The following is a 13230-nucleotide window of genomic DNA, read 5'->3' as shown; positions in this document are numbered from 1 at the left end:
GGATCGCGACGTCGTCGCGTCCCGGAATGACAGTTTTGGCTAAAACCGTCGCGCCCCCATCTTGATCTGCTCCTCGGAGAAGAAGATCTCCTTGGCGTGATCGGCGATATCCTGGGCCTTCCAGCCCGAGTGCGGCGGTTTCCAGCCGTCCATTTCCATCATCCGCATTTCGCGCACGCCGCGGGGCCCGGACACGCCCAGCACCTTGCCGGTCTGGTCGCCCGACAAGTCGCTGACCATGTATAGCACGGCCGGCGCGATGCCGTCCGGCCCCAGCGCCGCGCCGGGGTTCTCCTTATAGCGGGGCAGGTCTGCGGTCATGCGGGTCAGCGCGCCCGGGGCCAGTGTCCAGATCCGGATGTTGTACTTCCGGCCCTCGATCGCCAGCACGTTGGACAGGCCCCAGATGCCGCCCTTGGCCGCGCCGTAATTGGTCTGGCCGAAATTACCGATCAGGCCCGAGGTCGAGGAGGTGTTGACGATGACGCCGCCGCCGTTTTCCCGCATCCAGCGAAACACCGGCATGGTGCAACAAAAGGTGCCTTTCAGGTGCACCTTGATCACCTTGTCCCAGTCGGACTCGGACGCCTTGGAAAAGGTCTGGTCGCGCAAAATGCCGGCATTGTTGACGAGGATATCGGCGCGGCCGAAATGCTTGATGGCGTCGTCGAAGACCGACTGGCCGCCCTCCATGGTGGAGATGTCGGCGCCGTTGGCGACCGCCTTGCCGCCCTCGGCCTTGATCGCGTCCGCCACGAGCTGCGCCATCGACTTGTCGGCGCCGGAGCCGTCACGGGGCCCGCCGAGATCGTTGACGACGACCGAGGCCCCTTCCCGCGCGAACAGTTTTGCGTAGGCCTCACCAAGCCCCCCGCCCGCGCCGGTGATCAGCGCAACCTTGCCGTCGAGTAGTCCCATGGTGGCCTCTCCCTGTTTTTGTTTTTCGTGTCCCGGACGCGATGCAGCGTGAAACGCTGCGTCGCGTCCGGGACCCATTCTTCGTTCGACATTCTCTGGGCCCCGGCTCTGCAGCGCACCGCTAAGGAGCGCTGCGTCCGGGGCACGAGACCCACCTAACCCAGCACCGTCTTGCCGTTCTTGATCACCGTGACGCCGCGCGACTTCACCTTGGCCTCGAACGAGATCACGTCGCCGTCCTTCCAGAGGTCCATGGTCACGGTCTCGCCGGGATAAACCGGCGAGGAGAACCGCGCGACGTGCTGACGGAAGGCCGACGCGTCGTACTCGGCATAAGTCTGCAGTACGCCGCGGCAGGTGATGCCGTAGGTGCACATGCCGTGCAGGATCGGGCGCGGGAAGCCGGCCTTCTTGGCGAACTCGGGATCGCTGTGCAGCGGGTTGCGGTCGCCGCAGAGGCGATAGACCAGCGCCTGGTCGGGGCGCGTGACGATGTCGATGGTCCTGTCGGGGCTCCGCGTGGGTATCTTGTGCGGATCGGGCTGGGTCAGGTTCGGCCCGCCAAAGCCGCCGTCGCCACGGGCGAAGCGCGAGGCAACGAGAGTAGCAAGCTTCTCGCCCTTCTCGTTCTTGAGCACGGTCTGGTGGCTGATGACGACGCCCTTGTCCTTGCCCTTGTCGTAGACCTCGACCACGGAGGAATCGGCGGTGATGTTCGCGGCGACCGGCAGCGGCTGGTGGAAGGTGATGTCGCGCTCGCCATCGACCACCATGACACGGTTGAGATTCATTTCGCCCGGCCCAGAGCCCCACGCCGCGACGGACGCAAACGTCGGCACCACCTTGAGCGGCCGCGGCGTCAGCGTGCCCTCATTGACGAAGGCGAGCTCCTTCTCGTCCATCGGATCGGCGCCGAGGCCGATCCCGTAGGCGTAGAGCATGACTTCGCGATCGCCATAGGCGTATTTCTGGCCGAGATTTTTGAGGCCTTTGAGTTCTTCGTATCTGGCGGACATTTTTCTGGTTTCCTCCCGGTCTCTCCGCGAGCAGCGGCGCTCGTTAATGTGCCCTCTCCCCTTGTGGGAGAGGGCCACGAGGTGCTCGCAACAAACTCACCGGGGTGAGGGGTTGCCTCCGCACGGAAAATTTTCTCTGCGGAGCGATACCCCTCATCCGGCGCCGTAGCCGAAGCTTCGCTTCGGCGTCTCTTAAGGACGGCCGCCGCAGGCGGCCTATGCCACCTTCCCCCACAAGGGGGGAAGGAAGAAATTACGCCGGCGTGAAGAACGGCAATGGTGCGCCATCGGTCGGCTTGAACACCACCTTCACCTTTTGGCCGATCTTGAGCTTCTCGAGATCGCAGTCGACGATGTTGGTCTGAAGCGACGGCCCTTCCTTCAGCGTGACATAGGCGATGGCATAGGGGCCGGTCGGCGATTTGCGCATCAGGCTCCAGGTGTAGATCGTGGCCTCACCCGAACTCTCCTCCCACACCGTCTTGTCCGAATAGCAGAACGGGCAAATCGAGCGCGGAAAGTAATGCGCTTCGCCGCACGCGGTGCAGCGCTTGATCATGAACTTGCCCTGCTTGGCCGCGTCCCAGAACGCCGCGGTCTCGGGGTTCGTGACCGGTGCCGGATACTTTTTCGCTTCGCTCATCACACGCGCTCCAGAATGGCCGTCGAAGCGGCGTGGCGAACGCCCAGAAGGCCGCCGGTGCCGTGGGCGATGGCGAGATCGCAATTCTTGACCTGCACCTTCGGATGCGCCTCGCCGCGCAACTGCCTGACGGCCTCGATGATCTTGGTCATGCCGCCGCGATTGACGGGATGGTTGCTGCAGAGGCCGCCGCCGTCGGTGTTGAACGGCAGCTTGCCGACGCCCGAGATCAGATTGCCGTCGGCGACGAACTTGCCGCCCTCGCCCTTCTTGCAGAAGCCGAGATCCTCGAGCTGCATCAGCACCGTGATGGTGAAGCTGTCGTAGATCGAGGCGTATTTGATGTCCTTCGGCGTGATGCCGGCTTCCTCGAACGCGCGCGGGCCGGACCAGATGCCGGCGGAGTAAGTGAGATCGAGATCCTTGCCGCCGCGCGGGCCCTTCATCGCCTCGCCGTGGCCGATCAGCTTGACCAACGGCTTCTTCAGGCTCTTGGCGATCTCGGGCGTCGTGACAATCAGCGCGCCACCGCCGTCGGAGACGACGCAGCAATCCATGCGGTGCAGCGGATCGGAGATCATCGGCGAGTTCAGCACGTCCTCGACGGTGACGACATCCTTGAGCATCGCATGCGGATTGCATTGCGCGTGATGCGAGGCCGCGACCTTGATCCAGGCGAGCTGCTCACTGGTGGTGCCATAGTCGTGCATGTGGCGCATGGCACACATGCCATAGGCATTGTGCGTGGTCGCACCGTAAGCGGACTCGAAATCGGCTTCCGCGCCGGCTGCGCGCGGCGGCATCACCCCAGTGCGCGGTTTGCCCGCGAGCGTGATCAGCGCGATCGAGCACTTGCCGGCCGCGATGGCTTCAGCGGCATGGCCGAGATGGATGATGTAGGAACAGCCGCCGGTCTCGGTGGAATCGACGTGGCGGAGTTTTTTGGTGTTCAGGCCGAGATAATCGACCATCGGCCAGGCCCCGCCGGGTGCATCGCCGGCGCAGAAATAGCCGTCGACATCGTCCTTGGAGAGCCCGGCATCCTCGATCGCGCCCTTGGCGACCTCGGCATGGAGCTGGGCGGTGGATTTGTCCGGCGCATGCCGGGTCGGGTGTTCGTAGATCCCGGCAATATAGGCCTTGCCCTTGATGGTCAAAACGTCAGGTCTCCGCGCTCGCGTTTCTTCTTGCTCCGTTTTTCTGAACCGCGGGGGCCAGCTTGGCAAGCGCGGAAATATTCCGTCGGGCGAGAGGGCAGCGGGTTGGCGCAAGTGGGGGCTAACCTCGTCTGCCTCCAAGTCGGAATTGCGAGCGCAGCGAAGCAATCCAGGAGTCTTTCCGCGGATGCACTTCTGGATTGCTTCGCTGCGCTCGCAATGACGAACGCGACGACCAAAATCCTAAAGGTGTTTTGCCCGACGGCGCAAGGGATTTTCTTTTTTTACGAAAACAACCCCATACACAGTAGGACGCTGGTTGATTTCAAAGAGGAAATCGTAGGGTGGGTTAGCCGAAGGCGTAACCCACCTCTTTGCTTTCCACGTGGACGGAGAAGTGGTGGGTTACGCCGAGCAGATGCGCTTCGCGCATCTGCAGGGCTGACCCACCCTACGCATTGCGTTCGCGTCGAGACCGCCCTACTCCGCTGCGATCTGCCGCGGCGCGGGCGGCGGGCTCGCGAGGTCGGCCGCGAGCTGGGCGTAGCGGGCTTTCGCGTCCGCGACGGCCTTCTCTTTGACCGGGCCGTAGCCGCGGATGCGGTCGGGCAGCGAGAGCAATTCCACCGCCGTGTCGACCGTGAGCGGCGACAACAGGCCGAGCACGGTGGCGACGTCCTTCTCGTAGCCCACGATCAAATCGCGTTCGAGCTTGCGGTCGGCGCTGTGGCCGAAGATGTCGAGCGGCGTACCGCGCAGGAACTTGAATTTCGCGAGCACCCTGAATGCCTTCAGCATCCACGGGCCGAAGGCGCGCTTCTTCGGGCGACCCAGCGCGTCGACGCCGCGGCTGAGGATCGGCGGGGCCAGATTGAAGTTGAACTTGAAGTCGCCCTCGAACTGGTCGCGGAGCTGCTGCTCGAAAGCACCGTCGGTGTAGAGGCGCGCAACTTCGTATTCGTCCTTGTAGGCCAGCAGCTTGGCGTAGTTCACCGCGACCGCGCGCGGCAGCGCATCGTCATAACCGCCCTGCTTGGCGGCATCGCGAACCTGATCGACCAGCTTGCGGTAGCGTTTTGCGAGGCGGCCGCTCTGATAGGCGGTCAGGTGCTTGGCGCGATGCGCGACGACCTCATCCAGCGTCATTGCATCCAGCGTCTTCGGCGCAACCACCTCGTCCGTCCCCTTCAGCATGTCGGCGAGGCGCTGGGGATCGGCGACCGCGAGGCGGCCGAGGCGGAAGGCCTCCTTGTTCATCTTGATCGCGACGCCGTTGACCTCGATCGCCTGCTCGATCGATTCTGCCGACAGCGGGAACAGGCCTTTCTGATAGGCATATCCCATCATCATCATGTTGGTGGCGATGCTGTCGCCAAGCAGCTGCTCGGCCGGCTTGGTGAAGTCGAAGAACACCGAGTCCTTGTGCAGCGCCGTTTCCAGCAGCCCATTTAGCTTGCGGGTCTGGAAGTTGAAATCGCGGTTGAGGACGAAGTCGGCGGTCGGAATGACGTGGCTGTTGATGATGCCGCGGGTCCGGCTGGTGTCGCAGAGCGAGATCGTGTCCTTGGCGACTGCGACCACCTCGTCGGCGGCGAGCACGAGATCTGCCGTACCAGTGACGATGCGCGAGCAGGTCACCTCGGCCGGATGATCGGACAGGCGGACGTGGCTGAGCACCGCCCCGCCCTTCTGCGCCAGGCCCGACATGTCGAGGATCATCGAGGCCTTTCCCTCGATATGAGCGGCCATGCCGAGCAGCGCACCGATCGTGAGGACACCGGTGCCGCCGACACCGCCGACGGCGATGTTATAGGGCTTGTCCACCGTCGGCCGAGACGCGGGCTCCGGCAGCTCGCCGATGTCACCGAGATCGGCCGGCGCACGATGGCGCGGCTTGCCGCCGTCGACGGTGACGAAGGACGGGCAGAAGCCCTTCACGCAGGAATAGTCCTTGTTGCAGGATGACTGGTTGATGGCGCGCTTGCGGCCGAACTCGGTCTCCAAGGGCTCGACCGAGATGCAGTTCGACTGCACCGAGCAGTCGCCGCAGCCTTCGCAGACCGCCGGGTTGATCATGACGCGGCGCGCCGGATCCTCCATCAGGCCGCGCTTGCGGCGGCGCCGCTTTTCGGCCGCGCAAGTCTGCACGAAGACGATCGCCGAGGTGCCCTTGTACTCGCGGCACATCTTCATGACGTTGTCGAGTTCGTCGCGGTGATACAGCTTCACGCCGGGCGCGATGGTGTCGGAAGGATAGGTGTCGGGCGCCTCCGAGACCAGGTAGATCTCGCGGATGCCTTCGGCGTGGAGCTGGAACGTGATCTGCTGCGGCGAGAGATCGCCGTCATGGCGCTGGCCACCCGTCATCGCGACGGCATCGTTGTAGAGGATCTTGTAGGTGATGTTGGTCTTGGAGGCGACCGCCTGCCGGATGGCGAGAAGGCCGGAGTGGAAGTAGGTGCCGTCGCCGAGATTGGCGAAGATGTGGTTCTCGTTGGTGAAGGGCGCGATGCCGACCCACGGCACGCCCTCGCCGCCCATATGAGTGAACGTCTCGGTCGAGCGATCCATCCACAGCGCCATGAAGTGGCAGCCGATGCCGGCGAGCGCGCGGCTGCCTTCGGGGACCTTGGTGGACGTGTTGTGGGGACAGCCGGAGCAGAAATACGGTACGCGAGAGACAGGCGCCGTCGCCTGCATTTGCGTGGCCTGGCGGCCGTTGAACCAGTCGGCCTTGGCGCGGAGCATCTCCGCGATCTCGGGGTTGAGATTGAGGCGGAGAAGCCGCTCGGTGAGCGAGGTCGCAAGCGAGGCGACGCTGAGCTCGGCGGCGAAGGTCAGGAAGCGCTTGTCGTGCTCGTCCATCTTGCCGACGATGCGCGGACGGACGTCGTCGCGCCAGTTGAACAGCTCCTGCTTGACCTGGTTCTCGACGATTTCGCGCCGCTCCTCGATGATGAAGATCTCTTCGAGGCCGACCGCGAACTGGCGTACGCCTTCCGGCTCCAGCGGCCAGGGCATGCCGATCTTGTAGAGGCGAAGCCCGATCTTGGCGGCGACCTCCTCGGTGATCCCGAGCTCGCGCAACGCCTGGCGGACGTCCTCGTAGCTCTTGCCCGACGCCATGATGCCGAAACGGGCGTTCGGTGAATCCATGGTGACGCGGTTGACCTTGTTGGCGCGCGCAAAGGCGATCGCGGCAAAGCCCTTGTAGTCCTGGAGGCGGCGGTCCTGCTCGAAGCGGTCGTCGGGCCAGCGCAGATTGAGGCCACCGGGCGGCAGCTCGAAATCGGGCGGGATGATGAACGGCTTCATCTCGTCGGTGAGGTCGATCTCGGCGGTGGTCTCCACCGTCTCCGTGATCACCTTCATGCCGACCCAACAGCCCGAATAGCGCGACATCGCGATGCCGAGCAGGCCCATCTCGATCATCTCGTGGATGCTGGACGGATAAAGATACGGCATCAGCGCCGACATGAATGCGTGGTCGGACTGATGCGGAACAGTGGAGGATTTTGCACCGTGGTCGTCGCCGGCCAGACACAGCACGCCGCCGTTCTTGGCCGAGCCGGCGGCATTGCCGTGGCGGAACACGTCGCCGCAGCGATCGACGCCGGGGCCCTTGCCGTACCAGATGCCGACGACGCCATCATATTTGGCGCCGGGCGAGAGGTTGAGCTGCTGCGAGCCCCACACCGCGGTCGCCGCCAGATCCTCGTTCACGCCGGGCTGGAACTTGATGTTGTACTGCTCGAGATGTTTTCGCGCCGCAAAGAGCTGCTGGTCGTAGCCGCCGAGCGGCGAGCCGCGGTAGCCGGAGATGAAGCCCGCGGTGTTGAGGCCGTTGGCGCGGTCGCGCCGGATCTGGGCCATCGGCAACCGGACCAGGGCCTGGATGCCCGTGGTGAAGACGTGTCCGGTTTCCTGGGTGTATTTCTGGTCGAGACTGATCGGACCCTGGTTGATACCCATTCTTGTCCTCTTCCGGCCTTTTGAGCGTTTGGCCACTTAAGCCGTTGCCTGCCCGTTGTTTTTAGCTAGGGCGCGCCGACCAACTCCGCCACTCTATGTCGGATATTTAACGCTCCGCATCACAAATCTGGACCAAAGGAAGCGCCGGGTAATAATCGCAATTTCGTGGCTGCAAAGGCATCAAGCATTTTCAATTTGTGTCACCATACCCCCACCGACGCGAAACGACGTGAGGCTCCTATCCGGGCGATTGGTCGCAGGGGAAGCTTTCGATGCGAATGATTCTGGCTGTTGTCGCATTGTGCAGTGCAGTTGCGAGCGCGGCCCGCGCCGCCGAGCCATCGCCGGAGCTGATCGCCTATGGCAAGGCGCTGGTCGAGGCCGGCGACTGCGCGGGCTGCCACACCACCGATCCGGCAAAGCCATTCGCGGGCGGAAAGCGCATCGATACCCCCTTCGGCGCGATCTACGCGCCGAACCTGACGCCGGATCGTGACACCGGGATCGGCGCCTGGACCGACGCCGATTTCACCCGCGCGGTGCGCACCGGCATCGCGCCCGACGGCTCGAACTATTACCCGGCCTTCCCCTATCCCTATTTCACGAAGGTGACGAAGGACGACACGTTGGCGATCCGGGCCTATCTCGGAACGCTGGCGCCCGTGGCGAGCCGCAACAAGCCGCCAGAGCTGCGCTGGCCGTTCGGTTATCGCGGCCTGATGCGGGTCTGGAACGCCATGTATTTCAAGCCCGGCCTGTTCGAGCCGGACCAGAGCCAGAGCGCGGCGTGGAACAGGGGCGGCTATCTCGTCACCGGGCTCGGCCATTGCGGCGCCTGCCACACGCCGAAGAACTATTTCGGCGCGGACAAAACTGCGCAGGCGCTGTCGGGCAACGAGGTCGGCGGCTGGTACGCACCAAGGCTCGATGGCGCCGCACGCACCGGGCTGAAGTCGTGGAGCGTCGAGGACATCACGGAATATCTGCAAAGCGGGCGAAACGTCAAAAGCCATGCCGGCGGGCTGATGGCCGAGGTGGTCGTCGGCTCGACCTCGAAGATGAGCGATGCCGATGTGCGCGCCATCGCGGAATATCTGAAGAGTCTGCCGCCGTCACGGCGCGAGACGATCGTGACGCCGCCCGACGAGGCCGAGATGAAGGCCGGCCAGGCCGTCTACGCAAAACTCTGCATCGCCTGCCATGAAGCCGACGGCTCCGGCGCGCCGCGCATCTATCCGCCGCTGCCCGGCAACGCGCTTCTGCAATCGGTCAATCCGTCCTCCAGCTTGCGCATCATCCTCGACGGCGCCCACACCGTGACGACGCCACGCGCGCCCAACAGCGGCGAGATGCCGGGCTATGCCAAGCAATTGTCCGACGAAGAGATCGCCGCAGTGACGAACTACATCCGCAATTCCTGGGGCAACGCCGCGCCGCTGGTGACCACGGCGCAGGTGGCGAAGGCGCGGAAGGAGCAGTAGTTCACGCTCCTCAGTATTCACCAGAGGTCGTCATGCCCGGGCCTGTCCCGGGCATCCACGTTCTTTCGTGCCGTGGCAAAGGTCGTGGATGGCCGGGACAGGCCCGGCCATGACGCCGTGGATGCGATAGCGCTCAAACTCTACGAAAGGCGAAGTAAGCCCTACCGCTCCTCACCTTCCGTGAACACGAATTTCGGCATCTCCCATTTGTAGCGCACCGCGAGCAGGCGGAAGCTGATGCCGAGGACAAACGTCAAAATGGTCCAGAGCTCGGCGTTGAGATTGAGGCCGAAGGCGGTGGCGTAGAACAGGCCGGTCGCCACCGAAACGGTCGCATAGAGCTCGGAGCGGAACAGCAGCGGCACGTCGTTGCAGAGCACGTCGCGCAGCACCCCGCCCGCGCAGCCGGTCACCATGCCGGAGACGATGACGATCGGCAGCGTGGCATTCGTCTGCCAGGCGATGTCGCAGCCGGCCATGGTGAAGACGACGAGGCCGATGGCATCGAGCACGATGAAGGCCACCTTCAGCCGGTGCACGAGCCGCGCGATCAGGATGGTGAGGAAGGCAGCGCCGCCGGCCAGAGCGAGGTAGATGGGATGAGCGACCCAGGCCAGCGGATAGTGCCCGAGGAAGAGATCGCGCAAGGTGCCGCCGCCGAGCGCGGTGATACAGCCGAGGAAGCAGACGCCGAGCCAGTCCATGCTGCGGCGGCCGGCCGCGAGCGCGGCGGTCATGCCTTGCGCTGCGACCGCGACCAGCGACAACAGATGCAGCACGCTATCGCTCGGCGGCACGCTCCACATCGCCTTGTTCCCTTCCCCATCGATGGAACCCACGCGACGGTTCCAAAATGAACAGGTTCCCGATTCCTCGCGCAAGGGCAACATGCGACGAAAGCACTAAGGAGGGCGGAACAGAATCTCGCATCTAGGGGTTGTCCAGCCGCAATAATCGAGGAGACAAAATCGATGGCTGACGACCGTTTTCCCAACGATCCGTATCGCCCGAATCTCGCCGATGATGAGTATGTCCGTGCGGCGCGACGGGATGCCGAGCTTCAGGTCGATCCCGAGCTTGGCGAAGGCCCCGCCTCCAGCGGCAAGGTAGCCTTGTTCGCAGTGGCGATCGCCTTGGTACTGGGTGCCGTTTTCTACGGACTGAACAACACGAGCACCGGCAACCAGGCCAGCAACACGCCGGCGACGCAGACCGCCCAGCAGGCTCCGCCTGCGAATCCGGCCGCGCCTCCCGGCATGCGTGACGTGACGCCGCGCAACAACACCGCACCCGGCGTGACCACGGGTGCTGCCCCGAGCAAGCCGGCGGCGCCTGATCCGGCCGCCCCGTCCGAGGGCGCGAAGTAACGACAACAGCTGTCGTCGCCCGGCTTGACCGGGCGACCCAGTATTCCACCAGCGGCGGAGATTGAATCGAGAGGCCGCGGCGTACTGGATGCCCCGCTTGCGCGGGGCATGACACCGAGAGGATGAGAGAGCGGCGGGACCTCACATCCCGCCGCTTTTCGTTTAGCTGAACATCTTGTTGAGGTCGCCGCCGGAATAGCCGGTGCCGAGCTCGGTAAAGGTCCCCTTCTCCGCCATCTCCTTCGCGGCGCGCATGAAGCCGCCCCAGGCAGCGCGGGCGAGCGAGCCGCCGACGCTGATGCGGCGCACGCCGAGGTCGGCGGCCTCCTGCAAGGACAGCCCGGACGCGCCGATCAGCAGGTTGAACGGCTTTGGGGCGACAGCCTTCACCACGGCGGCGATGTCCTCGCGCGTCTTCAGCCCCGGCGCGTAGAGGCAATCGGCGCCTGCGTCCGCATAGGCCGTGAGCCGGTCGATGACCAGCTTGAGGTCGGTCACGCCCCACAGATACGCCTCGCAGCGGCCGACCAGCAGCGTGCCGCTGTCGCCGATCGCCTTGCGCGACGCCTTGATGCGCTCGACCGCCAGCGCGCGCTCGTAGAGCGGCTTGTCTTTGTCGCCGGTGGAATCCTCGATCGAGAGGCCGGCGACGCCGGTGCGTACACCGCGCTCGACATTGTCCGCGACCTTGTCCGGCTCGACGGCGAAGCCGCCCTCGAAATCCGCATTCACGGGGATGTCGACGGCCGAGCACAATGATGCCAGATGCTGACAGACATCGTCGACCGTGACGTGGTTGTCGGCCTTGCCGATGGTCCAGGCAAAGCCCGCGCTCGATGAGGCCAGTGCCTTGAACCCGAGATGCTGCAACGCCTTGGCGCTGCCGACGTCGACCGGATTGGGCAGGATGAAGCAGCCGCTCTCGTGCATCGTCTTGAACGTCGCGCGCTTGTCAGCGGTTGTCACATGCATGTTTCTCTCCCTTGTTGGCCGCGCAGACATAAGCGCGCGCACTGGGCAGCGCCAGTGCGCGCCCGCAAAAGCTAGTGCGCGTCGTGCACGGCGCGGCTGTCCTTCGGCGCCTGCTCGCGATCATTCATGCCGTAGTCGCGGATGACGCTGGCGATGCGCAGGTGATAATCGGCAAAGATCTTCGCCCTGCCCTTCGCCTGCGTGCGCCGGTGTTCCATCGTGTTGCGCCAGGCCTGGACTGCTGCCTCGTCGCGCCAGAACGACACCGACAGGATCTTGCCCTTCTCGGTCAGGCTTTCAAAGCGCTCGACCGAGATGAAGCCATCGATGGTTTGCAGGATCGGCTTCAGGTCGGCCGCGAGGTCGAAGTAGTCCTGGCGATGTTCCGGCTTGGGCCAGACTTCGAAAATCACGGCAATCATGGGCGTCTCCTTTGCGTTGGCGGCCTACAATACCACCTTGCGCAGGAAGGTGCGCTCTTCCGCGAGGATGAATTTGTTCTCCTCGGCGAAATGGAAATTGGTCATGCCGTCTGCGTCCTGCCGCAGCCGGGCGCGATAGGCCTCATAGGCGGCCAGACTCTCGAAGGTGATCAGCGCAAACGCGATGTTGTTGGTGCCCTCATGCGGCATGAAATAGCCGATCAGGTCGCCGCCGCATTTCGGGATGATGGTGAGCCAGCGCTTCGAATATTCCTCGAACTGCGCGCGTTTGAAGGGATCGAGCTGGTAGCGGATGAAGACGGTGACGGACATGGTGGGCTCCCTGATTTTTCATTGCGACAAGCGCGAGCAATGCCGTCGCCGCTGAAGCAACTGGATTGCTTCGCTTCGCTCGCAATGACGTGTTCGCAGAAACAGACTACGTCCTTGCTCCACCGCAATGCTTCGGCTACCATCGAAGCATGAAATCAGGTCCTGACATCGCCATGATTGCCTCGCTGGTCGGCGACCCCGCCCGCGCCAACATGCTCACCGCGCTGATGAACGGCCGCGCGCTGACGGCGAGCGAGCTCGCGCAGGAGGCCGGCATCACGCCGCAGACCGCAAGCTCGCATCTGGCCAAGCTCGAGGCTGGCGGGCTGATCGAGCCGGAGAAGCAGGGCCGCCACCGCTACTACCGCCTCACCGACGACGACGTCGCCGGCGTGCTCGAAGGCCTTGCGGGCCTTGCCGCGCGGACCGGCCACATGCGCGTGCGCACAGGGCCGAAGGATCCGGCGCTGCGGCGCGCGCGGATCTGCTACGACCACCTCGCCGGCGATCTCGGCGTGCAGATGCTCGACAGTCTACGCACGCGAAACCTGGTCAGGCAGAAGAAGCAGGACATCGAGCTGACGGCCGAGGGCGAGCGCTTTCTCGCAAAGCATTTGCAGATCTCGCCCGACATGCTCACCCATCCGCGCCGTCCGGTGTGCAAGGCCTGCCTGGACTGGAGCGAGCGGCGCCATCATCTCGCCGGCACGCTGGGCGCCGCCATGATGCAGCGGTTCGCCGAGCTGAAATGGGCCGCGCGCGACGCCACGCCCGGCAGCCGCGTGGTGAACTTCACCCGCACCGGCGAGAAGCAGTTTGCGACGCTGTTCGGGACCGGGAAGGATTGATCACGCCAGGTGCGTGAGATCGCACGTTTGCGTGTGAACCACGGCTTCCGTCATGGCCGGGCTTGACCGGGCCATCCATCGCTTTAAGCGCAGTGTCGTTC

General features: G+C 64.4%; 12 protein-coding genes. 3 read left to right on the top strand and 9 right to left on the bottom strand.

The genetic code is table 11. The features are described 5' to 3' along the window. Positions 1–39 precede the first annotated feature (39 nt). From AB7Z56_RS18080 to AB7Z56_RS18060, 5 genes are all read right to left on the bottom strand, one after another. Positions 40–918: an SDR family oxidoreductase gene (locus AB7Z56_RS18080; RefSeq protein ID WP_063982633.1), complete on the bottom strand. Its 879-nt coding sequence runs from the start codon at positions 916–918 to the stop codon at positions 40–42. 155 nt (positions 919–1073) lie between these two features. Continuing rightward, positions 1074–1934: a MaoC family dehydratase gene (locus tag AB7Z56_RS18075; RefSeq protein ID WP_208087402.1), complete on the bottom strand. Its 861-nt coding sequence runs from the start codon at positions 1932–1934 to the stop codon at positions 1074–1076. A 253-nt stretch (positions 1935–2187) separates the two neighbouring features. Continuing rightward, positions 2188–2577 (bottom strand): Zn-ribbon domain-containing OB-fold protein, encoded by a 390-nt coding sequence (locus AB7Z56_RS18070; protein ID WP_085405481.1) that lies wholly within the window; start codon positions 2575–2577, stop codon positions 2188–2190. Beyond that, positions 2577–3734 (bottom strand): thiolase domain-containing protein, encoded by a 1158-nt coding sequence (locus AB7Z56_RS18065; protein ID WP_441256385.1) that lies wholly within the window; start codon positions 3732–3734, stop codon positions 2577–2579. Before AB7Z56_RS18065 ends, AB7Z56_RS18070 begins: the two co-directional genes overlap by 1 nt. A 480-nt stretch (positions 3735–4214) precedes the next feature. Continuing rightward, complete coding sequence (locus tag AB7Z56_RS18060) at positions 4215–7706, bottom strand: indolepyruvate ferredoxin oxidoreductase family protein (protein ID WP_354124185.1); 3492 nt, start codon at positions 7704–7706, stop codon at positions 4215–4217. Between the two features lie 272 nt (positions 7707–7978). Here AB7Z56_RS18060 and AB7Z56_RS18055 point away from each other — a divergent pair, with 272 nt between their 5' ends. Then, the gene (locus tag AB7Z56_RS18055) at positions 7979–9187 is read left to right on the top strand and encodes a c-type cytochrome (RefSeq protein WP_354124184.1); all 1209 of its coding nucleotides are present in this window, start codon (positions 7979–7981) and stop codon (positions 9185–9187) included. A gap of 161 nt (positions 9188–9348) precedes the next feature. On the opposite strand, the gene AB7Z56_RS18050 is transcribed toward AB7Z56_RS18055, so the two are convergent. Further along, entirely contained in the window at positions 9349–9993 is a 645-nt protein-coding gene (locus AB7Z56_RS18050; RefSeq protein ID WP_071917394.1) for a trimeric intracellular cation channel family protein, read from the bottom strand. 165 nt (positions 9994–10158) lie between these two features. Here AB7Z56_RS18050 and AB7Z56_RS18045 point away from each other — a divergent pair, with 165 nt between their 5' ends. Further along, positions 10159–10554 carry a hypothetical protein gene (locus AB7Z56_RS18045; protein WP_166097190.1) on the top strand — a complete coding sequence of 132 codons (396 nt, stop codon included), beginning with the start codon at positions 10159–10161 and terminating at the stop codon, positions 10552–10554. Between the two features lie 162 nt (positions 10555–10716). Here the strand turns inward: AB7Z56_RS18045 and AB7Z56_RS18040 are convergent, their stop codons facing one another. From AB7Z56_RS18040 to AB7Z56_RS18030, 3 genes are all read right to left on the bottom strand, one after another. Continuing rightward, entirely contained in the window at positions 10717–11526 is an 810-nt protein-coding gene (locus AB7Z56_RS18040; protein WP_354124183.1) for an isocitrate lyase/PEP mutase family protein, read from the bottom strand. Between the two features lie 71 nt (positions 11527–11597). After that, complete coding sequence (locus AB7Z56_RS18035) at positions 11598–11948, bottom strand: antibiotic biosynthesis monooxygenase family protein (protein WP_028151163.1); 351 nt, start codon at positions 11946–11948, stop codon at positions 11598–11600. A gap of 24 nt (positions 11949–11972) precedes the next feature. After that, on the bottom strand, positions 11973–12281 hold the full coding sequence (locus AB7Z56_RS18030) for an NIPSNAP family protein (RefSeq protein ID WP_354124182.1): 309 nt from the start codon (positions 12279–12281) through the stop codon (positions 11973–11975). Positions 12282–12430: 149 nt separating this feature from the next. Here AB7Z56_RS18030 and AB7Z56_RS18025 point away from each other — a divergent pair, with 149 nt between their 5' ends. Then, positions 12431–13129 carry a winged helix-turn-helix domain-containing protein gene (locus tag AB7Z56_RS18025; protein WP_028154913.1) on the top strand — a complete coding sequence of 233 codons (699 nt, stop codon included), beginning with the start codon at positions 12431–12433 and terminating at the stop codon, positions 13127–13129. Positions 13130–13230 lie beyond the last annotated feature (101 nt).

The sequence above is a fragment of the Bradyrhizobium sp. 482_C4_N1_8 genome (genome assembly GCF_052075965.1).
Classification (GTDB): Bacteria; Pseudomonadota; Alphaproteobacteria; order Rhizobiales; family Xanthobacteraceae; genus Bradyrhizobium; species Bradyrhizobium barranii.
Note: the sequence above shows the minus strand (reverse complement) of the source record. Positions and strands in the feature narration are given on the sequence as shown.